Raw genomic sequence first — 25,274 nt, forward strand, 5'->3', positions numbered from 1 at the left:
AGGCAGGGGGCGCCGTCGTGTCCTGGGCATCCGGCTCAGGTGTCGTCGGGGCCGGTATCCGCTGTCGGCCCGGCTCAGGCGCCCTTGGGGCCGGCCTGCTGGACCACGTCGAAGGACCACAGGGTCGAGCCGGAGGCGGCCGGCTTCGGACGCTCGCCGCCTTCGCCGCCACCCTCGCCGCCGCCCTGGTGCGCGGCCTTCATCGGCCCCTCCATCCAGGCCTGGAAGGACTCCTCGTCCCGCCAGCGGGTGTAGACGAGGTACTGGTCGGTGCCCTCCACGGGCCGCAGCAGCTCGAACCACTCGAAGCCGTCGGAGTTCTCCACCGCGTGGGCCCGCGAGGCGAACCGCTTCTCCAGCACCTCCCGCTGCTCGGCGGGAACGGTCAGCACGTTGATCTTCACTACGCTCATGGACCCATCCTGGACCATCAGGCCCCGCCGAACGGCGTGGAACCCCGAGGGAATTCAGGGTGAGGTGCCTGACGGTCCCTTAGGGGATGTCACAGGTCGGCCGCAAAGCCGGGCGAAGGCCACAGGCCCCGTCACGCGGGCCCGCCGGACCAGGTACGTTCGATGACGTGGCTGGATTCAGGATCGGACGCGGGGGCAGGGACGACCGTACCCCCCAAGGACAGCAGGCGCCCCAGGGACCGTCGTACGGACACGGGCACGGCCCCGCGCAGCCCGGCGGACCGGCGTACGGGCAGCCGCCGCACGGCCGCCCGGGCCCCTCGGGTCCCGCGGGCCCCTCGTACGGCTACCCGTCGGCGCCCCAGCCGCCGTACCCGCACCAGGGACAGCCGGGACAGCCCTACGGCTACCCGGGCGGCGGTGCCGACGACGGCCCCGAGTACTTCGGCGACGGCGGCTACCCGGGCGGCGGCCACGGCACGCACGACCCCTACGCGGCGAACCAGCCGGGCCACACCCAGGCGTTCTCGGTCGACGAGGCCGCGACCTACACCCAGGGGGCGACCTACCAGGCCGGCTCGGCCGCCGCGCCGGCCGCCCCGATCGGCCCGCCGCTGCACTGGAAGGACCTGCTGAAGGGGATCGTGCTCGCCCCGAACGAGACGTTCCTGCGCATGCGGGACTACACGATGTGGATCCCCGCCCTCATCGTGACCTTCCTCTACGGCCTCCTCGCCGTCTTCGGCTTCGACGGCGCCCGCCAGGACGCGATCAGCGCCACCCTGTCCAACGCGGTGCCGATCGTGCTGGTGACGGCGGTCGTGATGGTGCTGGGCCTGTTCGTCCTCGGCGCGGTCACCCACACCCTGGCCCGCCAGCTCGGCGGCGACGGCGCCTGGCAGCCCACGGTGGGCCTGTCCATGCTGATCACAGCCCTCACCGACGCGCCCCGGCTGATCGTCGCCATGTTCTTCGGCGGCGACGCCGGCTTCGTCCAGATCCTCGGCTGGGCCACCTGGATCGGCGCCGGCGCCCTGCTGACCCTGATGGTCTCCCGCTCCCACGACCTGCCCTGGCCGAGGGCGCTGGGCGCGTCGGCGATCCAGCTGATCGCGCTGCTGTCGATCGTGAAGCTCGGCACGTTCTAAGTACCGGCTGGTTTACCGGCGCACAGGAAAGGGGCCCCCGCACGGGGCCCCTTTCCCATGTCTTCTACGTCCGCGCGCCGGAGGCTAGGCGTCGAGAACCTGCCCGGACCGCTTCACGACGGGCGGCTCGACGCTCCAGGGGAAGTTGATCCAGTCGTCGGTCCGCTTCCACACGTACTCGCACTTCACGAGCGAGTGGGACTTCTCGTAGACCACCGCGGAGCGCACCTCGGCGACGGTGTCCAGGCAGAAGTCACGGACGAGCTTGAGCGTCTTGCCGGTGTCGGCGACGTCGTCGGTGATCAGGACCTTCTTGTCGGAGAAGTCGATCACGTTGGGAACGGGGGCGAGCATGACCGGCATCTCCAGGGTGGTCCCCACACCGGTGTAGAACTCCACGTTGACCAGGTGGATGTTCTTGCAGTCGAGGGCGTAGGCGAGCCCGCCAGCGACGAAGACACCGCCCCGGGCGATGCTCAGCACGATGTCGGGCTCGTACCCGTCGTCGGCGATGGTCTGCGCCAGCTCCCGGACAGCGGTGCCGAACCGCTCGTAGGTCAGATTCTCCCGCACGTCTGCGCTGCTCATGCTGTGGTAGCCCTCACACCTGGGTCCGATGGAAATTGAGGAAGGACCGCGAGGCGGTCGGCCCGCGCTGCCCCTGGTACCGCGAGCCGTAGCGCTCACTGCCGTACGGGGACTCGGCGGGCGAGGTCAGCCGGAACATGCACAGCTGCCCGATCTTCATGCCCGGCCACAGCTTGATGGGGAGCGTGGCGAGGTTGGACAGCTCGAGGGTGACGTGCCCGCTGAAGCCGGGGTCGATGAACCCGGCGGTGGAGTGCGTGACCAGCCCGAGCCGCCCGAGCGAACTCTTCCCCTCGAGTCGCGAGGCGAGGTCGTCGGGCAGCGTGATGACCTCGTAGGTGGAGGCGAGCACGAACTCCCCGGGGTGCAGGATGAACGGCTCGTCCCCGTCCGGCTCCACCAGCCGCGTCAGGTCCGCCTGCTCGATGGAGGGGTCGATGTGCGGGTAGCGGTGGTTCTCGAACACCCGGAAGTACCGGTCCAGCCGCACGTCGATGCTCGACGGCTGCACCATGGATTCGTCATAGGGATCGATCCGTACCCGCCCGGCGTCGATCTCGGCCCGGATGTCCTTGTCTGAGAGAAGCACGTAGCGAGGATACGCAAGGCGCGCGGAACCATCGCAATCACGACGGCGCCGCGCGCTCCCCGTCACGCCCCGACTACGGCCGGTGCGGTCCTGCTCTCCCGCCTACCGCTTCTCCAACACGACAGGCACCGCGCTCCGCAGCCGGGCGCATCGCGGACACCGCACGAGCCGGCCGGGGCCGAGCCGCTCGGCCTGCTGCATCGGGAACGAAGCGGTGCTGAAGACGTGCCCGTCCGCGCAGCGGACGACGGTGCGTTGCATCAAGTCCCTCAAGTCCCTTCCCCAAGAGCCGCGTCCGGCGTTCTGCCCGGACGCCAAAAGCCACATTACGGGATCAAAGAGACGACTCACCAGGCGGCACTCCGGCCCCCACGGTACGCCCCAACTCACGCCCCTCGCAGCCGGATCCCACGCCCTGAGAACACTCGGCTCCCGAGATGATGTAGAGTGAGCGAGCGTCCGGACAAGGGATTCTCCGAACCCCATGTCCGTACATACGCGGGTGTAGTTTAATGGTAGAACATCAGCTTCCCAAGCTGAGAGCGCGAGTTCGATTCTCGTCACCCGCTCCAGAGAAAAACCCCAGGTCAGCGGCCTGGGGTTTGTTTGTTGTCTAGACCAATTCGAGGGCGGCGTGCCCTTCGCGTGCCCTAAGTCGAGGTGAAGGGGCGGGCTGAGGGGTCTTGCGTGGCAGTTGGGAGCCATGGGGTGCCGGGCCATCTCGCATCGTGAGATCGATTTCGTGTGATCCGCACCATAAGCAGGCTGGATTCGTGTGAAGTCGCGTACGCGAAGCCGGGTGCGGCTACGTCCAGGGCCACGTGATGGGCCGGCCCTCGTCCAGCAACGGAGTTCGAGGACGGAGCGGGCCACTCCTAGCTTCCGTTCGCGGACTGCCGTTGGTGCCGGGCCTCGTCCAGTAGAGGTCGTCCAAGAGGGAGGAGCGGGCTCTCTTTTCCCGGAGAGCGTCACTGCCACGGCCGGCGCCGGGGCGGCCCCCGGCGCTCGCCCCGTCCGCGGACAGGAGCCCTCCACCTGGCTGCGGGCCCAGTGATCGCCGGGAAGAGTCGAGTCTTCCGCGATGTACTCGGCGTACTCGTCGGCACTGAGGAGGCCGTTCGCCATCACGTCGTCCGTGCGGAGTCGCTGCTGAGCGGCACCGAACTGGTCCAGGCCCCGGGTGGCGACGGCAACCACCAACAGTTCCGCCTCGTCTGACCGAGCGGGGGCAGCGGCGGGACCTTCAACGCCCTTGGACCAGCAGAGGTCCCGGACCGGCTCACGGCCTCGCGGTTGTCCAACGTCCCGACGGCTGCCGCGCCAACCTCGGCGATGTCCACGCTTTCCGAGCATGGTGAAGCCCGACACCCAATGGGATGCCGGGCTTCACCATTCCGGTCGGGGCGGAAGCGACCGGGGCCATGTCGTAGTGCGGGCGCGTAACGGCCCCGGTCCACAGGCCCTCGGGTTTATCCGCCCGCATCGGGCTGGGCCGTCAGATGGCCGGAGCGCGCAGGAGTCGGTCCCGGGTGCTCTCCGGGAGCACCCGGCGCAGGACTGGCGCGGTGGAGCTGACCGAGCGGGCGAAGGCGGCGACCAGGTCGTGGGGGACGCCGGAGCTGAAGGATGCCGCCCACAGGCACCCCCCGCCGAGCACCGGCTCGGCCCACGCCTGCCACCCCTCCAGCTCCTCCCCCACGTCGCGGGTGAGGGTCTGGGGGGCGCCGTCCTGGATGAGGGGCGGCACCGTGCCGTAGCTGAGGTGGGTGGTGAAGGTCGCGTCCATCGCTCCCGTGTGCGGCTGGTCGATGTCGAGGAGCCAGCCGTGCCCGGTGACGGCCTCAAGGACCAGCTCGGTGCCGCCGCACGGGGTTGCGGGGTGCCGGCGTGCGTCGAGCGCGACGAGGAAGTCGGCGATGGCCTCCCCGGGGACATCGGGGGTGAAGTACGCCGACCACTGCGCGAGCGGACTGCTCGTGTCCGCACGGGCCGATACGTGCCAGGCGATCGGCAGGTCCCCGAGCAGGAAAGGCTCGTCCGCCAGGACCCATTGGGCCCACCGCAGGGTATCGGGGCTGAGGTGCAGGACGGTGCTGCGCACAACCTGCCGGTCCTCCGGTGCCTCGTCCGGCTCCCGCAGGCCGCGGACCATCGTCAGGCTCGTCCAGCCCATAGCGGCGAGGGTGTCATAGAGGCGGCCGTCGTCGCCGGCCAGGTGGCGGGGGCCGACCCAGCAGGCCGCCGGGATCTGGCCGGGGGCGGAGGGGTCGAGCGGGATGTCAGGGTTCAGGGGCACCTCCAGGGTGAGGGGATCTATTGGCCTCCGCACGCGGTGCAGCGGGGACGAGGCGGTGGCTGAACGGGAGACTGCCAGGCCAGTTTTACGGCGACCTCGGGCGGCTCCTGACAAAGGACCCCGAGGAAGTCCGTGGGCATCACCCGGGTAGCGCTGTGCTGTGAGCCGGACAGGTTGCGCCTGGCCCTGCGTGAACCGGCCGGACCCGCGTGCGTGCGTCCTCATCCTTCGCGCGCTGTGCGCTTGTCGGCGAGCGACTCGCTCAGTTGCTGCCGGACCTCGGCGTCGATGCCCTGGGCCAGCTTGCGCTGGTGCTTCGCCGTCGAGTGCTGGTAGATCAGCTGGGCGCGCTCCGAGGACTGGCCGGCGCGGACCATGAGGTCCTTCAGCTTGGCGCCGGTGTCGGCGGCGAGGGTGTTGCCGGTGTGCCGCAGGTCGTAGAAGCGGAAGTTGCCCGGCATGCCGACCTGCTTCCTCGCCTTGCGCCACTTGCGGCCGAAGGTCGAGCGGCGGAACGGGGCGCCCTTCTCACCGACGAAGAGGAGGCCGTCCGGCTCCTTCTCCGCGAACCACCGAAGGTGCCGGCGCAGCTCCGGCAGCAGGAAGTCGGGCAGGTACACGGTGCGCTTGCCCGCTCGGGTCTTGGGGGCGCCGGTGACCCGCCTGCCGTTCGTCAGCTCCGGCGACGCGTGCGTGATACGCAGGGAGCACTCGTCGAGATCGACACTGTGGCGGCGCAGCTCGGCCAGTTCCTCGGGGCGGAGGGAGGCGAAGGCGCCGAGCAGGACCATGAGCCGCCAGCGCGGACCCATGGCGTCGGCGAGGTCGAAGACCTGCTCCACGGTCGCGGTGGGGCGCTCGTCGGCCTCCTCCTTGCCGGCGCCCTTGATGCGGCACGGGTTGGTCGGGAGCAGGTCGTCGTCGACCGCGGTCTGCAGGATCGCCTTCAGCAGCCGGTACGACTTGGCGACCGTGGTGGCGCCCGTCTCCTTCCGCCGTTCGGCACGCCAGGCGCGGACGGAGGGCGGGGTGACTTCGTCCAGGTCCTTGCCGCCGAACGTTGGCAGGATGTGCAGGCGGAGCAGGCCGCTGTAGCGGTCGACCGTGGTCGGTGCCAGACCGCGTTCCTCCAGCCACCGCAGGGCGTACTTCTCGAAGTTGACCGCGCCGGCGTCCGGGTTCCGCCACCGGTTGCGGTCGATGTCCGCGCGGACCAGGTTGAGCCAGTCCTGCGCGTCGGTCTTGGTGTCGAACGTCTCGGGGGCCTTGTGACGGGTCCCGTCCGGGCCGACGTAACGGGCCTGCCACCGGCCGGAGGCGAGCCGGCGTACGGTGCCGAACTCGCGTCGGCGCTGGGGTCTGCGTCCTGCCATCAGGCTGCCCTCCCGTACCGGAGGCGGGTGCGGCGGACCGGCTCGACGGTGCGTGCCTCGATGTACTCGGTGACGGCGCTCTCCGGGATGCGGACCGGGCGGCCGAGCTTGACGTAGCGGATGCGGCGTTCGGCGATGAGGCGGCGCACGAACCGTTCGCCCGTGCCGAGTTGTTCGGCGGCCTCGCCCACCGTCAGCAGACGGTCAGCCATTGGTGATCACCTCCTTCGGGGCGCACTGAAGGCGGAAGCGGGCAGGGGGTATTGCGGGTGGGTGCAAGGGCGGTGGCTCCTCACTCGGGGCGGAGGTGGCGCGGCGATTCTGGAGGTGGGGGGTGGCGTGGTGGTTCGGGGTGGCGAAGTCGGGTTCAGGCGGTCGCTGGGCCGCGGAGGAGGGCCGGGACCGGCACGTGCAGCGCCTGTGCGAGGGCGACCAGGTCGTCGATGTCGCAGCGTCGCTGGGCGCGTTCGATGCGGGACAGCATCGTGTTGGACATCGGCCGGCCGAGAGCAGTGACACGAGCGGCAAGCTCCCGCTGCGGTAGGCCGCGCTCGGTGCGGAGAATTTCGATGTTTCGGGCGGCCCTTATTCCGGCTGGGCCGATTTCCAGTGAACGTGCTGCCATGGCTCCGTTGTAGCGTGCACTCGCCGGTTTGGTTAACCGGCGATCGTCGGCTATGTTGCGCCCCGCGCACACGGCACACGGGGGTACGCCCCCGTCGCAAGCACGCGTGTCGAGCACCGTCGACAGCCCGTCTGACGTGGGGTGTTGTGTTGTAGCTTCGCCGCCCGCAGACGTCAACGGTTTGCCGATGTGATCCTTCTGGCTCGGGTTCCTGGGCAACTATTTGGTCAGCGGCCGATCGTGCCCTACCGTTTTCCCACCGCCCTCTCCGACCTGTTTTCCGACTGCCTTTCTGCCGTCAGAGATCTGGCCGTTTGGGGCTGGACTTGTCCGCACTGGGTGTGGCTATGTTGACGACAGCCCCGGAGAGGCCGCGGTCGGCTCAGCGAGCCGAGCGGCAGCCGGTCGGCAACTCCCCACACCTGACGCCCCCACCGCCCCCGTCGACGGTGAGCCATGGGTGCCCGCCCCCTGGCCACCGAGTGAGGACCGCCCCGCTCTTGGCACGAATCCGCACCATCAAGCCCGAAGCCTTCGTCTCCGAGTCCCTGGCCGCCGTCTCCCTGACCGCCGAGCGCACCTTCTTCGGCCTGCTCACCCAGGCCGACGACCAGGGCCGCCACCGCGACCACGCCGCGATCATCGCCGGACAGCTGTGGGTCCTGCGCCCCGACCACACCCCCGCCGACGTCGAGAAGGACCTCGCCCAGCTCTCCGACGCCGGCCTCATCTGCCGCTACACCGGCCCGGACGACAAGCGTTACCTGCACGTCGTCACCTGGCACCAGCACCAGAAGATCAACCGGCCCAGCAAGAGCCGGCTCCCTGCATGTCCCCACCACGACACCGTCGGCGGCGCCGCACGAGCCAGCCTCACCGAGGCCGCACCGCCGCCTCACGGACCCCTCCGTGAGGGCTCCCGCCAACAGCAGGAGACGACGGTGAAAACCGGAGACGTACGCGAAGGCGCAGGTCAGGAGGATTTCACGGAGCCTTCCGTGAAGGCTCACCACCCGCTCACGGAGCAGTCCGTGAGTCCTCAGGGTCCGGATCTAGGACCTAGGAACATGGATCTAGGAAGTACCCCTTCGGGGGGCGCAAGCGCCCCCGCGCCCGACACCGTCTCGGCCAAGCACCTCATCGCCGAGTACACCGCCGCTTGCGCACACCGTCCGCCCAAGGACGTCCTGGACCATCTCGGTCGCGAGGTACGCAAGCTGCTCGACGAGGGGATCGACCCCGCACACGTCCGGGCCGGCCTCACGCTCCACCGCGCCAAGGGCCTGCACCCCCGCATCCTGCCGAGCCTCGTGCACGAGGCCATGAACGCCACCCCCGCCAGGCAGGTTGTCCACAGGTCGTGGACGAACCCCGCCGATGTCGCCGCCGCCTATGGAGACCAGCTCTGACCGCCACCCTCACCCGCGGACCCCAGCAGGTCGGTCCCATCGCCGCCCGCCTCAACGGCATCCTGGCCAGGCGGGGCATCGACCCCGCCGCAGCGGCTGCCGGGGAATCCCCGGCCGAGCCGGTCACCGCCCTGGAGCTGGCCGACGCCCGCATCCCCGCCCGCTACCGCCGCGCCCTGGCCGGCCACCCGCAGATCACCGCCTGGGCCGACGAGATCGCCCGAGCCGGCCGCCCCGGCCCCGGCGGACCCGGTATCGCGGAAGGCCCGTCGCTGCTGATCGCCGGCCCCACCGGCACCGGCAAGACCCACCAGGCATACGGCGCCATCCGCACCCTCCTCGCCCGCGGAGTCCGCCTGCGCTGGGAAGCCACCACCACCGCCGACCTCCACGCCCGCCTGCGCCCCCGCGCCGGCCACGACACCGAACGCGACCTGCAGACCCTGGCACGCAGCCCGCTACTGCTCCTGGACGACCTCGGCGCGGCCAGGACCAGCGAATGGACCGAGGAGCTGACCTACCGGCTCATCAACCACCGGTACGAGCACATGCTCCCCACCCTCATCACCACCAACCTCCCCACCGCCGAACTCCGCACCACCCTCGGCGACCGCGTCGCCTCCCGCCTCGCCGAGATGACCGAACGCGTCATCCTCGACGGCCCCGACCGACGACGCCACCGGCCCACCTGAACCGGCAGCGGCCCGCCGGCCAGGGGGCGGACCTCCGAGGGGCTTTCATCCGGGGACCGCAGCGGTGCCGGGACCGAACCCGGGGGCAGATGACCGACTCCGGGGACCGAGGGCGGGGACCGAGGGCAGGGACCGAGCGCGGGGACCGGGGACCGAGCGCGGGACCGGTCCCCAAGGTGCGGGGACCGTCCGGGGACCAACGCAGCGACAACCCGTTGAGGACCGAGGCCCGACTCGGGGACCGAACCTGGGGACCGGGGACCAAGTTTGGGGACCGGGGACCGGAATTGATCGGGGACCGGAATTGGATCGGGGACCGGGGACCGGCCCCCCAGCGCCCCCATCGGTCCCGGGGGCCGGTCCCGGCAAAGCAGCAGGTCACACGGCCTATGGCTGCGTGAACAGTGGAGTGCGACGGGGACCGACGTCACCTGGACGGGACCGGCGTCAGCGTCGGGATGGAGTCCGGGGACCAGGGACCGGGGACCGAGCACGGGGACCGGTCCCCAACGGGCTCATCTGATGCGGGGACCGAGACCCCGGTCCCCGCACTTTCCGGACCGGCATCCGCCGATGACCCATACCCCAGTTCCCGCACGTCAAGTGGGGACCGGTCCCCACTCTCGGCTCGGGTCCGAGAACAGAACACCTACCTGGCCCGTCCGTCCCCACCCTTCCCGAGAGCCACACAACACCACACGACAGGCCATGCCTCAGCTGGCCGAGAGAGACTTCCGTGCACCAGGCAAACCACGACACGCCCCACAGCCCCCACCGGGACACCACCACCCCGGCCCCAGGCGGAGCAAGTTATCGGCCAAGACACTCTTCCCCGCCGGGGAAGGCGTCCTGGCCGGAGCCCGCCCCGGGGGTGGCGGGAGCGGGCCAGCACCAGGAGGTGCCGGCCCGCCAGGCAGCGACCGAGGGCGGATCGCAGCCGGAGGAGAATCCGTCACCGCGCATGCCCCGCGTCGCGAAGAAGACCTCGCGCAAGCGCTCGCCGAAACCGACCGCGCACAAGCGCGACTACGTATGCAGCGTCCGCCTGAACGACGACGAGAAGACCCAGCTCGCCGCCGCCGCTCGCGCGACCCGTACGAGCCTGCCCGCCTTCCTCGCCCGTAGCGGCCTCGCCGCCGCCCAGGACCTCGACAACACCGCCTCCGCCATCGCCGGCCACCGTGAGCTGGTCACCGAACTCTTCGCCGCGCGCCGGCACCTCGGGCAGGTCGGCAACAACCTCAACCAGATCGCCCGCGCCCTCAACACCGGTGCTCACCCCACCGAACTCGACGTGGTCATCACCGCGGTCCAGCGTGCCGTGAGCCGCGTACAGGCAGCCACCGACCGACTGCTGGAAAAACACTGACCCGGCATCTGGACGCCGCCCCGCCCCCACCAGCCCCAGCACCCATCTCGGACACCAGATGATCCCCCGGATACAGAAGCGCGGGCAGCGCACCATCGGCCTCCTGGCCTACCTGTACGGGCCCGGCAAGCACGAAGAACACGCCGACCCGCACCTGGTCGCCTCCTGGGACCACAATGCACCCGACCCCGGCCGCAACTCCTCCGCCACCCTCAAGCAACTCCAGCAGCTCCTGGACCAGCCCGTCGTCAACCTCGACCCGGCCCAGCGGCCGCGAAAGCACGTGTGGCACCTGTCCATCCGCAACGCCGCCGAGGACCGGCTCCTGACCGACGAGGAGTGGGGCGAGGTGGCCCGCCGGATGGTCGCTGCCGCCGGCATCGACGACCCCGACCAGGACGCAGGCTGCCGATGGGTGGCCGTCCGGCATGCCGACGACCACATCCACATCGTCGCCACCCTCGTCCGCGAGGACGGCTACAAGCCCGACCTCGGCCGAGACGCCGCCCGCGTCCAGGCCCAGGCCCGCACCCTGGAGGCGGAGCTTGGCCTGCGCCGCCTCAACCAGGGCGACGGCACCGCCGCCCAGCGGCCCACCAGCGCCGAACGCCACAAAGCCGACCGGCAGGGCCGCGAGCGCACCGTCCGGGAGGAACTGCGCGAGACCGTACGGCGGGCGGTGGCCGGCACGGTCGGCGAGGAGGAGTTCTTCGACCGGCTGGCCGCCGCCGGCCTGATCGTCCACACGCGCATCGCGCCATCGGGTGACCTTCTCGGCTACAAGGTCGCCCTGCCCTTCGACCGCAACAAAGACGGCGAGCCCGTGTTCTACTCCGGCTCGCGTCTGGCCCCCGATCTGTCCCTGCCCCGCATCCGCGAACGCTGGCCCGGTCCCACCACGGACCAGCACAGCGACGAGCCGTCGGAGCAGGCCACGACCACGACGCCCAATGGCCCGGCGACGGCACGGCGTCGAGCAGCCACGGCGGCCTGGCAGACGATCCTGGTCATCGATCAGGACGAAGAGGCGACGGTGGCCGCGCACATCGCTGCCGCGGGCGAGGTCCTGGACGCGCTCGCAGCCACCTCGGCCGCCCACACCCGACGCGAACTACGCGAAGCCGCCCTCTCGTTCGAGCGCGCCACGCGCTCCCACATCCGCTCGCAGCACGGGCATGACCAGGCACTACGGCGGGCCGCCCGCGACCTCGTCCGCAGCGGCCCGGCCCTCGACCGCGGGGAGGACGGAGCGACCACCGCCATGGTGATCGACATGCTGTTCTTCCTCGTCACCGCCGCCACCCACTGGCACGCCAAGAAGGGCCACGCCCAGCAGGCAGCCGCCGCCCGCCAGGCGGCCGAACACCTGCACGCCGCATACCAAGCAGCAGCCGCCCAACCCCTCGGCGCCCTCTACCAACGCGGCCGGCGCCTGAGCCGACCACTCCTCCAACGGCACACGGCCATGCTGCGCAAAGCCGTACCGGAGCTGGCCGAGCAGATCCTCAGCGAACCCGGCTGGTACGCACTCGCCGCCACCATCACCGACGCCGAGGTCGCCGGCCACGACCCCGCAGCCCTCCTGACCACCGCCGCCAGACGACGGGAACTCAACACGGCGCAGTCCGTCAGCGACGTGCTGGTATGGCGTCTACGCCGCACCGCCGGCCTGCCCGCCGACACCAGCCACGCGGTCACAGGCAGCCAAACGGCGGGACACCCGGCCAACCCAGCAGTGCTGCGTGGCCAGCCAGGGGAACAGGTTCGGCTGGTGGATCGCGCAGTGCCCGCCCACCAAACCGGCACCCAGCAGTTCAGACGCTGATGAGACGGCTGTCGAAGCCGGCGCCGAGGAGGCGTTCGTAGGCGTCATACACATCCCCCGGTACCTCCTGCTCGACGGCGAAGCCGAGCTTCGGGTACTTGATCACCCGTTGCAGATCGCCGACCAGCATGTCCACGACCAGCTTCTCGTCACCGATGGACTTGATGTAGTCGTCCAGCTCCAGCGGCTCGGAAGCGCACACGACCTCCACCTCGGGCCAGAGCTTGCGGCAGGTGGCGTACGAACGCCGCTCCATGTACGGCTTGGAGATCAGCAGCAGCGACTCGACCGCGATGCCGGCCTCGGCCAGCAGCTCCCGCGAGAAGGTGATGTTCTGCCCGGTGTTCGCGGCCTTCGGCTCGACCAGGATCGCCTCGTCCGGCACGCCCAGGTTCAGCGCGTGCTCGCGGTAGTGGACGGCTTCGCCGCGTGGGAAGCGGGCACGGGTCGTGGGGCTGTTGCCACCGCTGAAGACCACGACCGGGAACAGGCCGGCGCGGTAGAGACCGGCGGTTGTGGTCGACACTCCGAGATCGTGGCTTCCCAGGCCGATCGCCGCCGAGCAGGGCCGCTGTTCATGGCCCATCTGGTGGTAGTTCCAGATCAGCGTCGCGTCGTGGAACTGCTCGTCGGTGATTTGGCGCTGCTCGTGCTGCGGCACTGGCACTCCCTGGCTCATCCCTGCCGGCCCTTCCGGATGCCCTCGATGCTGCGCAGCTGGTGGCTCGGCCCGTAGCGCCGGGCCACCCGCGCCGCCTGATCGAGGACGGTGAGCCCATCATCCGGGACACCCAGGTTCCGAAAGCGGACCGCAAACGCCGTGCCTCGGGTCGCGTACTCGTAGGCAGTGAGTACAGCGCTGGGGAGAGTGACAGACACCGGACGAAGCGCAAGGCTTGCAGGTATCCACTCCGTCGGTGCGCGGTAGCTTTTTGTAAGGGCAAGGGAGAGGAAGCAACCAGCATGCCGCAACCCATGGGTGCCACGGATCAGCCAGCCAAGCAGGGGCTCATCCTCGACTTCGCCGGGGTGCTGACCGCTGATCCGCGGTCCGTTCACCGAGCCTGGTGCGAGTCTGAAGGGCTTCGCCCGGAAGCGTGGCGTGCCACGCTCAACGATGACCCTGAGGGCCGACGGCTGTACGCGGCGCTGGAGGTCGGCGAGATCGACCAGGAGGAGTGGAACAAGCGCACTGCGGCCCTTCTCGGTGACCATGTCGCACCGGAGAACCTGATGGGTCGGGCCTGGTCTGCGGTGCCCGCGGCGGGGCGTATGGCCGCACTCGCGCGTGCCGCCAAGGACGCGGGATACCGCCTCGCTCTCTTGTCGAACAGCTTCGGCATGGATCCGTTCAACCCGTACGAGCACGCTGGCGTTTGGGACTTCTTCGACGTACACGTCATCTCCGAGCAGGTCGGTATGGCGAAGCCCGACCCTGCCATCTACGAGCTGACGCTGGAACGCCTCGGGCTTCCTGGACAGGCATGCGTGTTCGTTGACGACCACCCTCGGAACCTCCCACCGGCGGAGGCCCTGGGCATCACCACCGTCCTCGCGACGGACGAAGCGTCCACAGTGGCTGAACTGGAAGGGCTGCTCAGTGTGAGCGCCGCGCTTTCCGTCCAGCGGTGACTTCCAGCCAACTGGCTGCCGCTCTCGTGCCTATGGCTGTTGCTGGTCGTAAAGCAGTGGGTACGGTCCGTGCCTGGCCGAACGGGGAGGAGCTGCTGGCATGCAATGGTCCGAGTACAGCACCGCTGAACGGCTCAAGACGCTGCGCGGTGGCATGACCCAGGAGCAGTTGGCGGAGGCCGCCAACGTCTCCGTGGGCGTCGTACGGAAGTTGGAACGGGGCGGCACCGCTTCCCTGCCGTCGCTTCTGTCCATCGCCTCCGCCCTCGGCACCGACATCGCCGTGCTCCTCGGCCAGCAGGCGCCCCGTCGCTCCATGGACCGCGACGAGCGTGCGGCATTGCGGGCGCTGTCCGCTGCCACGCACGATGCCGCCATCGGCATCCCCACCGACACCGAGCCGGGCACCGTCGAAGAGCTCCGTGCTGTCGTCCGGCGCGCTGACGCCGCCTACTGGGCCGGCCGCTACACCGAACTCGGCGCGTTGCTCGGGGCCTTGCTTCCCGAAGCTCGCGCCCGGTACGACCTGGCGGACGCCGACGAGCGGGAGGCCGCGGCCGGTGTCCTGGCCGATGTCTTCCAGACCGCCGGGATGGCCGCGAACGTGTGGGGGTCACGGGACCTGGCCTACGCGGCGCTCACCTACGGCCGGCAGATCGCCGTGCAGGCTGGCGACGACCTGCGGGATGCCCATCTGGCCGCCACCACGGCGTGGGTGAATCTCCGCGACGGGCGGACCGCGCAGGGTTTCGCTCTCGCCGCGGCTCAGGCCGACCGGGTCGAGCCCAAGATGTCCGAGCACGACCCGGACCGGTTGTCGGTGTACGGGCAGCTCGTCACGAACGCGGCTGTGGCCGCGTCCCGGGGTGGCTCCTCGCCGGACGCCGCACGGGAGTACCTCTCCCAGGCCCACGCGGTCGCCGCCCGCCTCGGTGTGGAACATGCCCGTGGCCGGCATGCCCAGCCCTTCGGGCCCCTGTACGCCGGCACGCAGGCCATGAGCATCGCCGTCGCCCTCGGCGACACCGGCGGTGCGCTGCGACTCATGGACACGGTCCGGCTGGACGACACGGTGCCCCTCGCCACTCGGGCCCGGTACGGTCTCGACGTCGCCTTGACGCACGTGGAGTGCCGCCGATGGGACCAGGCTGCCGACACCCTGGAAAAAGTCTGCGGCATGGCGCCGGCGTGGGTGCGGCACCAGATGCTGCCCGGAGTGATCATTTCTCGCCTCGCCGGTGTGTCCGTCGGGCGGCTCCGCGGGCTCGCCCGCGCGGCTGGTGTGCCCCTCGCCGTCCGCTGACCGGCCACCGCCACGGGCCGTAGCAGCTCTCACGGCCGCCACCAGTCCGACCGCCACGTCCCGTTGCAGTTCTGCTGGAGGACGAGAGCGCGGCAGCACGGGGCGTGTCAGGCCATCGAGTCATGAGTTCCTGGCGCCGCCACGGGCCGTGCCTGTCCTGCGGACAGGGCAGGCAGCACGCTGATCACATGCCGAAATCCTCACCCGGCGGCATCGGACACGTGCCGGTCGCCATCTACTCCTGCGCGTTCGAGTCGGCCGCTGTCCGCGAGGCCGAACGCCGCGCACGCCGCTACGCCGACGCCCGGCACTGGCACGTGGCCGGCGCCTGGTCCGACGACAACCCGTGTGTGCCGTTGGACGGCCGCCCGGCTTGGGCGGCCGTCACGAGCACACTGTCCTCCGGCCTGGTCCGCGGCATCATCGTCGCCGGAATCTCCCACCTCGCGGACGACGCCGCACAGTTCGCCGCGCTCGGTGTCCTCATCCGTGACCGGGGCGGCTTCCTCGCCGAGGCGACGTCCCCGCCACCCCGCCAGACCGCCGGACGACAGAAACGCCGGCGCGTTCAGCTCGAAGCCTCCTCGGGCTGGTGGCTGTGGAAAGACCTCGCTCCGGGAGCCGCCTCGTGACCCGGGCACGGGCAGGAGTCGGTGATCTGGTCGAGGACACCGGCGGACGCCACGCCATCGTCACCGACATCAAGCAGGGTGCTGTGTGGGTCCTGCGTCCGGTGTCGGGCGGCACGACGAATCAGTGGGAGACGGACGAACCCGAAAGCCTCCACGTCATCGAGACGCGCGAGGAACGCGTGCACCGAGAGAAGACCGCTTGATGCCCTGCCGCCATGAGGCCCACGGCGGAGCCGGCACCACCCGGCCAGCAACAGAGCAAGCGCGCCCACGACTCACCACTCATCGCCAGAACACTTCCCCAGACACGCCCGGAAGGTGGACCCGCCGTGTACGCATTCGGCATCTGCATCGACCGGCATTACCTCACCCCCGGCCTCGCCACGATCGCCTCGCTGGCGGACAGCCTCAGCCCCCGCGCCCGCAAGGCCGCAGCGCTGCGCTTACTCAGCTTCGACCTCGGACCACCCCAGGCGCTGCTGCTGGCCCACCTCGCCAAGCGAGCCGGCTTCGGGTCGTTCGCCCTGGCCCGCCGTTCCCCCCTGCGCACCGCGCGGATGGCGACCAGTGACCGACCTCGGGACCATCACCGATTGTCAGTGACGGCCCATATCATCCGTTCACCCGTATAGCCCAGGTTCGGAGCGGAGCGGCATGACATGGCACGACAGCGTCCGTGGATCATCGAAGACTGCGCGATCACCTCACCCGACCAGGACCGCTTCGACCACCAGTCAGTGAGTCGTGAACTTCTCGACATCGTGCGCGGCTCAACCCAACCGCTGGCAATCGGACTGCTAGGGCCATTCGGCAGTGGCAAGTCGTCCGTCGTACGCCTCCTGGCAGCAGAGCTCAAGCACGACCCAAAATGGGCGATCCTGCACCTTAGCGCCGAGCGGCACAGCGGTTCCGCGCGGGCGAGAGGGCTGCTCTACGGGCTACTCGATGAGGCGTGGCGGCAGAACCTCATCGGCCTCGAGCAGTGGCAAGCCGAGCGCGCATGTCTCGATGGCGGGCGGCAGCGCACCGCGCCGCGTCCTACAGCGATGTCTGCAAAGCCAGGGAAACAGTCCTGGTACGCCTACCCTGCGGCCGCTGGCGCAGCGCTGGGGTGGCTTCTAGCTTCCCTGGCCACGATCTGGTTGCTCGGCGTGGCTGTCGTGGCTTTCGGCCACCTGGGCGGAGTCGCGGCCGACGTGCCCGTCGGGACGTGGTTCGCTGCCCCCGGAGCCCGTCCGCTGACCACCGCACTGTCAGGCGCAGCCGTTGTGGCGTGCGTTCTGGGCACCGCAAAGGACGGAGCGCTGTCCTCGCTGAGAAGGCACGAGATCACGCTCACCACGCCGCGTGCGGAGTCCACCGACGACTTGGAGCAGGTCTTCTCCGGCGTCATCGACACCATTGACCGTCGGCTGGTCATCGCAATCGACGACATCGACCGCCTGGCGGCCAGCGAGGTCCTCGATGCCCTCACCACCGTGCGGAGCCTTTTGCTCACCGGCACCTACCGCAAGCACCCACCGGTCTTCCTGCTGTCCTGCGACGAGGACATCATCCGCGAGGCCATCGTCGGCGTGCGTCCCGGCCTGGCCCACCGGCCCGCCCAGCAATCCCGCCACAACGCCGACTCGGTGCCCACTAGGGCCGCCGAGCGCAAGGCGACCGAGGAGGCGGCGCAGGAATACCTGAACAAGCTGTTCACGGTGCGCCTCGTCCTGCCCGCCCACCACGATGCGGACCTCAGACAGTACATCGAGCACCTCCTCACCCACCCGACCCCTCACCAACTCGTGCATCGCCTAGGTGGCATCACAGCAGTGCGGGACGTGCTCGAAACGTTGATTCACCCAGACGTCCGCGACCCTCGCCACGCCATCCGGCTGCTCAACGCGTTCCTAGCCGACTATGGGCTCGCCATTCGTCGCGAGCAGGACAACGGCGCACCAGCTTGGATCGCGTCTGGTGAAGTGACCGGCCACCCCATCACCCTGGCCCGGCTCACCGTTTTGAGGCACGACTACCGAGCTCTTTACGACGGCATCTGCGCCGAACACGACCTGCTCGCCCTCCTGGACGACGCACTGCTCGGCTCTGCCAGCGCGCTCGTCGACCCGCTTCTCACCGCGTACATCGTTAGCGAGAAGGCGGGTGATTCAACGAACAGCTCCGGCAGCGACTCGACGGAGGCAAGCGCCACCCTAGACACCGCTCAGGCCGGCGACGACACACTGCCTCGTCTGGACACCGCAAAACACCCAGGCTTGCGCTATCTACGTGCCACAGCTGCCAGGGCACGGACAGGCCGCCCCGAACACCTGATGCCACTACTCACCTTGGGCTCCACCCCCGCCAGTCGCGCCCTGGGCAGCGATCAGGCCGCAGCCATCCAACGCGAACTCCTCCAGCGCGACGCCGACGCCCTGCGTGACCGCCTCACAGTGATCGAGATACGTGAACGGGCACTGCTCGCCGCCACCCACGCCCTCGAGTCGGCACGCCCCGGCCAGGACCTCGACAACACTATGGCCGCAGCAGTTGAAGCCCTGTCGCGCACGCCCGGCCTCGCCAACCACCTCAACTCCGGTACTGACCTGGTCGGCCGCGCTCTACTCAACCTGACCGACCGCATCGCCAGTCGACGTACGCAGATGCGCACGCCGATCGCGGCCCACCACCTCGCCGGCATCCTCGACCTTGTGCCACCCGCCCACCTGCCTTCCCTTTACACCAGCCTCAGCACGCCCCCTCCCCCGGAGTCGGGGAACACCCCTGCAGCGGAGCAGCCCGCCTTCGCCTGGGCTCAGGCCCTGATCGTTCTGCCCACCGACCGCCACAGCCGGCAACTGCGGCCCGCGCTGGAGGCGTACTTTCACACCCTCGCTGCTTCTGGCGGCGCTGACGAGCTGAAAGTCTGGCTCATCGACTACAACGAGTCGTCAGCCGAACGGCGCGCGCTGTGGCCTCAGGATGCCTACCGCGCCCTGATGGCGATGGCCACTCGCGCAGCAGACAGTGCGACCGTGCAAGAGACGCGCCAGGTCATCGAGACGGCAGCCAGCTACCACATGTGGCAGCGTCCCGTCATGCTTGGCGTTTTGACGTGGCTATCGAGCGCCAATGATTCCCTACGTGTGAACGCTGTGGAGATCCTGCTCCAGCGCGTGGTGCCCGCCGACGAGTGGGGGAGCGCTACGGGCGAAGAAGCCGCTTTCGGCGCGACGCTTGCCACCGAGTTCCTAGAGCACGCCGCAGATTTCCTCTCCGACGACGAGGACACCGCATCCTCCGAGCAGACCGCCGAGCTTCTCCATCGATGGCTGCAGATAATCGGGGACCACTCCACCCCTAGCGGCCGTCAGGTCAGCGCCGTCGTAGCCGAGACACTCGCCCAGACCGCACACACGAGCAGTGAGCTCGCTGCAGCGGCGGCCCGGATCCTGCCCGACCTACAGCAGCAGGACGCAGCAGTGTGTGCCGTCGCCATCGCCGAAAACATCGCGGCCCCGGCAGCATCGGACAACGCCGTAGCAAACGCACTCGCAGAGGCCCTCCTGGCGTTCATGCACGTCAGGACCGACGACCCTACCGCCCAGGAAGCCGCTCGGACTAGTCAGAAAGCATTGACAGCCGGCCTCACAGTCGACGATGTCCGGGGCACTTTCGCCCGCCGACACCTTGCCGCCGTCATGAGCACCGACGCGGGCCGAGAAGCGGGAATCACCCTGGTCGACGAGTTCACGCCGCGCCTCGCCCAGCACCACATCGCTCTCAGCCGGGAACTCTTCTCCTGTCTCCATACACTGCTCGCCAACTCCGCGACTCGCGCAGCCCGGCTCGGCCAGGTGTTGCAGCACCTCTACAACCGGATGAGTACGCAACCAGCCGAGAACGCTGGCTTTGCCGCCCACTACGCAGCGGAACAGGCCGTGACAACACAGTGGCTCACCTGGATCGCTCAGCACTGGACACGCATCCCCGACCACGAGCGCTCATTGGCTCTGGCGGCGGCACCCCGTCCGGACCTCGACCGAAGCAACGGACTCCCTGACCTACTCGCCCAGCACCTGCTGGACACACCCGAAACCGAGCCTTGGCAACACGCCGCAGACCTCTGGCCTACAGTCGGCCCCGATCGCCAGGCAGCCCTGCTGGTGGCCGCAGACGGCCGCTGTCCCACCCTCGCCGAGCATGCAGCCCAGGCACCAACTGACGTCCTCATCGTGACGCTGAGAACAGCGAACGCAACCGCGCTTCCGACGGTCCTTGACCTCATATCCGCAAACCCGCAGGCCACCCAGGTGATCTGCGACTACCTCGACGACGCCATCACAGGACGCGAATGGGCCGAAGAGCACGCGGTCCTCATCGCTTCCGCCTGCCCCGCCCCCGGCCCACTCTGGGAAGTCCTCTTCACAGCACTCCCCAAAGGTCCCAGCGCCGTCGAACGCGTCAGCCCGCTCATCGCAGCTCTCCTCATGCAAAGCGGTACTGCCGCTCCCCGCACCATCGTCGACGAGATTGCGCCCGTACTCCGTGAGGCAACCGTCGCCAGTGCCACTGCGCTCGGCCGCGCTGTCCGCCCTGCTCCCAAACTAGCAACGGCGCTACGTCGTACCTTGCACGGTCACAGCAAGACAGCCGCAGAGAAGGAACGAACATCCGCCTTCAAGCAAGCAGCCGGAATCCGCTGAGGTGCAGCGGGCCAGATAATCTGCCCCCCGTTCGCGTAGTCCGCATTAGCCACAACACTCCCGGCCCACAGTTCGTCATCCGGCGCACCACTCTGCCGGGTACGTGTCGCACCAAGACGTGTCCGCTTCCCGTTCCTTGTGGTTCTTCGCGCCCTTAGCCCCACCAGGTCGTCGAGTGGGCAACTCCAGCTCGCTGCTGCTCCTCGTCGGAGTGCTGGTAGATCACTAATCCGACCCGGGGGCCGGACCGGCTCGCTCTGGACGTGTCTAAGACCCGGCAGCTCCGCGGGCCTCGCCGACCGGCTCGGCATGACTCCGACTCAAGGAGGACTCAGCCTGAGAGCAGGGTGGAGAATGTCCGGCACTTGGTCGACAAAAGGCTACTTGCCCGGAAAAAAGGCGTTCAGCATAAGCTCGATGACAACCAGACCGACACCGGCGATTCCACCGGCTGTTGCGCTTTGGTAGAGAATCGCCACGACCACTACGGCTGCAGCGACCGCCGCCGGTTCCGGAACCCCATGCCGCGCTGAAGTTATAACGATTACCGCGACAAGAACCGCTGTGATAGACAGTCGCAACGCGTCGCCCATGCGGCGGGGTGCCTTAAGGTCGCCCTCGTCCAAAAGTGCTCCGAGCCGCCCCAAGGCGTACCGCTCACTGATCGTCAGCGCTAGGCGCCCGAGGTCGCGCGCCGCCTTCTGGGGTTCCTTGTCCAAAGCAGCCTCCGCGCACCGCAACGCCTCCACGACCTCGGCCGCGTGCGCCTTCAATGGCCTGTTGCGCCGCGAGAAAACGGGGACAGTCCCTCGCGCGATACGCGCCCCTCGCACTCGCATTACCGGGAGACGCAGTGACACCGAGCTGAGGTGGTGATCGCGGGTCCCCGAGGTTCGCACAATGTCCGCGCATTGCCCAATCAGGCCGGCCCAGATGCTGACGCGCTCGAAGGTGAAGCCTCCGGCTCCGCACATACGAGCGGCGGAAGCCATAACGAACCGCAGCGGGTACGCTGCCAACAGCAGCACGACCCCGCCCGCACCTATGTCACCAATAGCCCACCCGACCAGACCCTTCGCATCGCTGTAGTACGGGACCTGTTCGGCGAGCTCGTCCACTCTCTCCACATCGCCCGCAAACGCACCGACGATCCCGCGTAGGCAGACGTAGGCGAAGACAGCCCACAGCACCCACGTCCTCACTTGCTGTTGGTGGTAGCGCCGCAAGGCCACTCGCACCGGTCCTGGCACGGGACCGATGCCAAGCACTTCGACATCCTCGCGCAGCTTCCGTATCGCCTCGTCCGCCTGCCGCCGGTGCCGTGCGGCAACGCAAGCTCCGATCCACCTCATCACTGGCCGATCATTACACCGGCTGCAGGCTCTGCGACCCTCAACTCCTAACTCCGCCTCAGGAGTGTGCAGAAGCAATCCGCTCTGTCTGCAACATCCCGCACCCGGAGGGGCACCACCGCAACGAACCATACGCACCCCTCCACAGCACCCCGCTGCGAGCTCGTGCCCATAGCGTGCCCATAAGAGCGGATAGCCACGGTCAACAGCGGTGCGCCCAAGCCCGCATAACGGCGCTGGTGCAACGGATCAAGGCAGGTCGGCAACCTTCTAGCCGCTCAAGCGCCATCGCTTCCCAAGCTGAGAGCGCGAGTTCGATTCTCGTCACCCGCTCTGTGATTAAGGCCCAGGTCAGAGACCTGGGCCTTGTTGTTGTGTCCGGCGATCAGTCGCCGCGTGCCAGATCCGTGCCAGAACGCTTGTCGGCCGCCTTCTTGGCGGCCTCCGCCCGAGCCTTCCGCACGGTGGCGTCGAGGCCGGCGGCGACCTCTTCCTGGCGCTCCTCGTCGGAGTGCTGGTAGATCAGCGCGGCCTTCTCCGAGGACTGCCCAGCGCGGACCATCGTGTCCTTGAGGGTGGCGCCGGACCGGGTGGAGAGGGTGTGCCCGGTGTGGCGGAGGTCGTAGAACCGGAAGCCCTCTGGCATGCCGACAATCTCCCGTGCCTTACGCCACTTCCGCCCGAAGGTGCTACGGCGGAACGGGGCGCCCTTCTCCCCCACGAAGATCAGCCCGTCCGGCCCCGGCTCGGCATACGACTCCAGGTGCCAGCGAAGCTCCCGGCGGAGAAACGCGGGAAGAATCACAGTCCGGGTCCCAGCCTCCGACTTCGTGTCGCCCCGGACGCGTCGTCCGTTCATCCGCTCGGGTTCGGCAAGGCGGACCCTGATCCGCAGGTTCTCCAGATCGATGTCCCGGCGACGCAGGCCGGCCAGCTCTTCCGGCCGCATCGGGCCGTAGGCGCCAAGGTAGACCATCAGCCGCCACCGCATCCCGACCGCTTCGGCGAGCGCGTCGACCTGGGCGACGGTGGCAATGCGCCGCTCGGCCGCCTTCTCCTTGCCGGCACCCTTGATCCGGCACGGATTGCGCGTGATCAGCTCATCGTCCACGGCCGTCTCCATGATGGCCTTCAGGAGGCGATACGCCTTGGCCGTCATGGTCTTGGCCCCGGTCACCCGCAGCCGCTCGGCCCGCCACTCACGCACGAGCGGCGCCGTGATCTCGTCCAGGTCGGAGTCGGCGAAGGCGGCCAGGTACTTGTCGAGAAGGTAGCGGTACAGATCCCGGGTGAGCGGGGCCAGTTCCCGTTCCTCCACCCACTTGTCGGCATAGGCCCGGAAGCTCACCGCACCGGCCTCCGGGTCCCGCCACTCTCCCCGTCGGATCTCGGTCTGCTTCTCCGCGAGCCAGTCGTCCGCGTCGGCGGTCGTCGCGAAGGTCTCGGGCGCCGGGCGCATCACACCGTCCGGTCCGGGATACCGCGCCTGATAGCGGCCGGAGGGAAGCCGCCTGATCGCACCGAAACGGCGGCGCCTGCCCTTGTTGTTGGCCATCAGGCAGCCCGCCCGTAGCGCGTCCGAGGACGCCTCAGCGGCTCCACCGTGCGGGCCCTGATGAACTCCTCCACCGCACTCTCCGGGATGCGCACATGCCGGCCGACCTTCACGTACCGGATGCGCCGCTCCTCGAACAGCCGCCGAGGGAAGCGAGCGGTCGTGCCGAGCAGTTCGGCGACCTGGTAAGCGCCGTTCACGGCCGTTAAAACGGGTCCGAAGGCGGTAGCCGCTCCCACCGCCGACCGCCGATGAACGCAGGTGAACCGCCTCGTCCGAGGTACTCAATACCACCACGCTTGGAAAGCGTGTGTCCCCGAGCGACCTCCTTGGGCCGCCGCGCACCGCTGCGCGGAGCAGTGCGCCTTCCGCAGAGGACATGTGCCGGCCATCCTGCACTGGTCCACACGGTGATCAAGACCGGGCTGGGATACGTGGCCCGTATGCAGTCCAGGTGTGGAGCGCTCACGGAGAAAGGAACTCGCTGCCGGCGGCTGGCGATGGTCGGTGCGTCGCGATGCAACCTGCACCGTGGCGAGTGGTCGTCGTACAGCATCGACAAGCGACAAAGAAAGCCCTCTGGGCTTCCGCCGTGCGCTGAGTGCGTGTAGGGAGGTGTCCTCGAAGTTCGCCTCCACTCGCATTCCTCTGTCCACACGTCTCAGGGGGGACCCTTGAACCTTCGTGTGCCCAACCGTGCCTTCACCCGAGTTGCCACCGCGCTCGCGCTCACTATGGCCTTCGCCGGTGCGAGCACCGGCCTGCTGCACGGGTCCGAAGCGCAGGCACTGCCCGTGTCGTCCGGCTCGATGAGCTTCAGCGGCGACGCGAGCGACTACATCAGCGGCGGCCGGTCGTACTCCTACTCCCCGGCCGCCGGCGATACCCTCGACGTCAACGGTTCGAGCGACGACAACCACATCTCCGTCAGCGTCGACGGTGCCACCGGCGACTGGTGGTACCTCGACCTCGCTGCTCCCGCCGGGCAACAGCTCGCGCCCGGTGACTACACCGGCGCCACCCGCTATCCGTTCAACGAAGCCGCGAAGCCCGGCCTTTCCATCGACGGCAACGGGCGCGGGTGCAACACACTGACCGGATCGTTTTCCGTCGCAGACGTGGTCTTCGGCCCGAACGGCTATGTGCAGAAACTCGACGCCACCTACGAGCAGCACTGTGAGGGCGGCACCGCCGCGCTGCGCGGCGAGATCCACATCGACAACCCGGTGCCGCCGGCTGCGCTCGACCTGGGCGTCGCCATCGACCTCAAGGGCACGGCGAGCTACCTGAACGGCAAGGCCACCATCGGTGGCACCGTCAGCTGCAACGAGCCGACCCAGGTGGACGTCTCCGGCACTGTCACTCAGGTCGCCCACCGCATGCTCATCAAGGGCTCCTACGCCACCAAGGTGGCCTGCGAGCCCGGCGCCCCGGTCACCTGGACCGCGACGGCCGCGCCCACCGGAACCACCCCGTTCCAGAAGGGCGATGTCGAGGTGCAGGCCCAGGCTCAGGCCCAGGACCCTCACTACGGGCAGACCGTGACGGTGACGCAAACCGCCGTGGTCGCGCTGAGCAAGGGCTGAGCAGCCACACACCGTAGCAATGAACCGGAGCGGGTGAACCGTTCTTCAAGGTGAGGTTCCGCGCCGGCGCATCCGGTGCGGAACCTCATCTTTCTTACGAGCTGGTGCGTGATAGCGGTTGAGGGGTGATCGCGCGAGGGTGGGATGATCCAGCCCGTGGTGATCATGGTCAACCGGGACGTCCTCGCGCATCAGC

Annotated in this window: 23 protein-coding genes and 1 tRNA gene; 13 read left to right on the top strand and 11 right to left on the bottom strand. The window is 69.0% G+C overall.

Translation table 11 applies throughout. From position 1 onward, the window contains the following. Positions 1 to 74: 74 nt before the first annotated feature. Entirely contained in the window at positions 75 to 413 is a 339-nt protein-coding gene (locus IE251_RS27830; protein ID WP_030620648.1) for an antibiotic biosynthesis monooxygenase family protein, read from the bottom strand. Positions 414 to 499: 86 nt separating this feature from the next. On the opposite strand from IE251_RS27830, the gene IE251_RS27835 reads away from it, so the two are divergent. Continuing rightward, positions 500 to 1,561 (top strand): YIP1 family protein, encoded by a 1,062-nt coding sequence (locus tag IE251_RS27835; RefSeq protein ID WP_189755736.1) that lies wholly within the window; start codon positions 500 to 502, stop codon positions 1,559 to 1,561. 84 nt (positions 1,562 to 1,645) lie between these two features. Here the strand turns inward: IE251_RS27835 and IE251_RS27840 are convergent, their stop codons facing one another. After that, a complete protein-coding gene (locus IE251_RS27840; RefSeq protein ID WP_189755737.1) occupies positions 1,646 to 2,149 on the bottom strand; it encodes a phosphoribosyltransferase in 504 nt (167 codons plus the stop codon). A 13-nt stretch (positions 2,150 to 2,162) separates the two neighbouring features. Next, on the bottom strand, positions 2,163 to 2,738 hold the full coding sequence (gene dcd, locus IE251_RS27845) for a dCTP deaminase (protein ID WP_030620657.1): 576 nt from the start codon (positions 2,736 to 2,738) through the stop codon (positions 2,163 to 2,165). A 498-nt stretch (positions 2,739 to 3,236) separates the two neighbouring features. Between dcd and IE251_RS27850 the strand changes: the two genes are divergently transcribed. Next, positions 3,237 to 3,310 (top strand) — tRNA-Gly (locus tag IE251_RS27850). A gap of 923 nt (positions 3,311 to 4,233) precedes the next feature. Here IE251_RS27850 and IE251_RS27855 read toward each other — a convergent pair. The 4 genes from IE251_RS27855 to IE251_RS27870 all read right to left on the bottom strand — a co-directional run bounded on the left by IE251_RS27855 (position 4,234) and on the right by IE251_RS27870 (position 7,032). Continuing rightward, positions 4,234 to 5,040: an SPDY domain-containing protein gene (locus IE251_RS27855; RefSeq protein WP_189755767.1), complete on the bottom strand. Its 807-nt coding sequence runs from the start codon at positions 5,038 to 5,040 to the stop codon at positions 4,234 to 4,236. A gap of 215 nt (positions 5,041 to 5,255) precedes the next feature. After that, positions 5,256 to 6,407: a tyrosine-type recombinase/integrase gene (locus IE251_RS27860; RefSeq protein WP_189755738.1), complete on the bottom strand. Its 1,152-nt coding sequence runs from the start codon at positions 6,405 to 6,407 to the stop codon at positions 5,256 to 5,258. Continuing rightward, positions 6,407 to 6,619, bottom strand: a complete 213-nt coding sequence (locus IE251_RS27865) for an excisionase family DNA-binding protein (protein WP_019983959.1) — start codon at positions 6,617 to 6,619, stop codon at positions 6,407 to 6,409. The genes IE251_RS27860 and IE251_RS27865 overlap by 1 nt, the downstream gene beginning before the upstream one ends. A gap of 155 nt (positions 6,620 to 6,774) precedes the next feature. Then, positions 6,775 to 7,032, bottom strand: a complete 258-nt coding sequence (locus tag IE251_RS27870) for a helix-turn-helix domain-containing protein (RefSeq protein ID WP_189755739.1) — start codon at positions 7,030 to 7,032, stop codon at positions 6,775 to 6,777. A gap of 500 nt (positions 7,033 to 7,532) precedes the next feature. Here IE251_RS27870 and IE251_RS27875 point away from each other — a divergent pair, with 500 nt between their 5' ends. The 4 genes from IE251_RS27875 to IE251_RS27890 all read left to right on the top strand — a co-directional run bounded on the left by IE251_RS27875 (position 7,533) and on the right by IE251_RS27890 (position 12,327). Next, complete coding sequence (locus IE251_RS27875; protein ID WP_189755740.1) at positions 7,533 to 8,441, top strand: hypothetical protein; 909 nt, start codon at positions 7,533 to 7,535, stop codon at positions 8,439 to 8,441. After that, complete coding sequence (locus tag IE251_RS27880; RefSeq protein ID WP_189755768.1) at positions 8,438 to 9,133, top strand: ATP-binding protein; 696 nt, start codon at positions 8,438 to 8,440, stop codon at positions 9,131 to 9,133. Before IE251_RS27875 ends, IE251_RS27880 begins: the two co-directional genes overlap by 4 nt. 961 nt (positions 9,134 to 10,094) lie before the next feature. Beyond that, a complete protein-coding gene (gene mobC, locus IE251_RS27885) occupies positions 10,095 to 10,502 on the top strand; it encodes a plasmid mobilization relaxosome protein MobC (protein ID WP_229896965.1) in 408 nt (135 codons plus the stop codon). Between the two features lie 58 nt (positions 10,503 to 10,560). After that, positions 10,561 to 12,327, top strand: a complete 1,767-nt coding sequence (locus IE251_RS27890; protein ID WP_189755742.1) for a relaxase/mobilization nuclease domain-containing protein — start codon at positions 10,561 to 10,563, stop codon at positions 12,325 to 12,327. Here IE251_RS27890 and IE251_RS27895 read toward each other — a convergent pair. Beyond that, positions 12,317 to 13,006 carry a YdcF family protein gene (locus IE251_RS27895; RefSeq protein ID WP_189755743.1) on the bottom strand — a complete coding sequence of 230 codons (690 nt, stop codon included), beginning with the start codon at positions 13,004 to 13,006 and terminating at the stop codon, positions 12,317 to 12,319. The genes IE251_RS27890 and IE251_RS27895 overlap by 11 nt on opposite strands. A 284-nt stretch (positions 13,007 to 13,290) precedes the next feature. On the opposite strand from IE251_RS27895, the gene IE251_RS27900 reads away from it, so the two are divergent. From IE251_RS27900 to IE251_RS27925, 6 genes are all read left to right on the top strand, one after another. Beyond that, complete coding sequence (locus tag IE251_RS27900) at positions 13,291 to 13,959, top strand: HAD-IA family hydrolase (RefSeq protein ID WP_229896966.1); 669 nt, start codon at positions 13,291 to 13,293, stop codon at positions 13,957 to 13,959. Positions 13,960 to 14,059: 100 nt separating this feature from the next. Then, positions 14,060 to 15,262: a helix-turn-helix domain-containing protein gene (locus tag IE251_RS27905; RefSeq protein WP_189755744.1), complete on the top strand. Its 1,203-nt coding sequence runs from the start codon at positions 14,060 to 14,062 to the stop codon at positions 15,260 to 15,262. Positions 15,263 to 15,450: 188 nt separating this feature from the next. Further along, a complete protein-coding gene (locus tag IE251_RS27910; RefSeq protein WP_189755745.1) occupies positions 15,451 to 15,894 on the top strand; it encodes a hypothetical protein in 444 nt (147 codons plus the stop codon). Further along, positions 15,891 to 16,097, top strand: a complete 207-nt coding sequence (locus IE251_RS27915; RefSeq protein ID WP_189755746.1) for a hypothetical protein — start codon at positions 15,891 to 15,893, stop codon at positions 16,095 to 16,097. The genes IE251_RS27910 and IE251_RS27915 overlap by 4 nt, the downstream gene beginning before the upstream one ends. A 126-nt stretch (positions 16,098 to 16,223) precedes the next feature. Continuing rightward, on the top strand, positions 16,224 to 16,526 hold the full coding sequence (locus IE251_RS27920) for a hypothetical protein (protein WP_189755747.1): 303 nt from the start codon (positions 16,224 to 16,226) through the stop codon (positions 16,524 to 16,526). A 27-nt stretch (positions 16,527 to 16,553) separates the two neighbouring features. Continuing rightward, complete coding sequence (locus IE251_RS27925) at positions 16,554 to 20,585, top strand: P-loop NTPase fold protein (RefSeq protein WP_189755748.1); 4,032 nt, start codon at positions 16,554 to 16,556, stop codon at positions 20,583 to 20,585. A gap of 380 nt (positions 20,586 to 20,965) precedes the next feature. Here IE251_RS27925 and IE251_RS27930 read toward each other — a convergent pair whose 3' ends face one another. From IE251_RS27930 to IE251_RS27940, 3 genes are all read right to left on the bottom strand, one after another. Next, positions 20,966 to 21,940 carry a hypothetical protein gene (locus tag IE251_RS27930; protein ID WP_189755749.1) on the bottom strand — a complete coding sequence of 325 codons (975 nt, stop codon included), beginning with the start codon at positions 21,938 to 21,940 and terminating at the stop codon, positions 20,966 to 20,968. Positions 21,941 to 22,322: 382 nt separating this feature from the next. After that, positions 22,323 to 23,492 carry a tyrosine-type recombinase/integrase gene (locus IE251_RS27935; protein WP_189755750.1) on the bottom strand — a complete coding sequence of 390 codons (1,170 nt, stop codon included), beginning with the start codon at positions 23,490 to 23,492 and terminating at the stop codon, positions 22,323 to 22,325. After that, positions 23,492 to 23,692, bottom strand: coding sequence for an excisionase family DNA-binding protein (locus IE251_RS27940; RefSeq protein ID WP_189755751.1), 201 nt, complete (start codon positions 23,690 to 23,692; stop codon positions 23,492 to 23,494). Before IE251_RS27940 ends, IE251_RS27935 begins: the two co-directional genes overlap by 1 nt. Before the next feature lie 474 nt (positions 23,693 to 24,166). Here IE251_RS27940 and IE251_RS27945 point away from each other — a divergent pair, with 474 nt between their 5' ends. Next, entirely contained in the window at positions 24,167 to 25,078 is a 912-nt protein-coding gene (locus tag IE251_RS27945) for a hypothetical protein (protein WP_229896967.1), read from the top strand. Positions 25,079 to 25,274: the final 196 nt, after the last annotated feature.

This window comes from Streptomyces eurythermus (assembly GCF_014649115.1).
GTDB classification, from domain to species: Bacteria; Actinomycetota; Actinomycetes; order Streptomycetales; family Streptomycetaceae; genus Streptomyces; species Streptomyces eurythermus.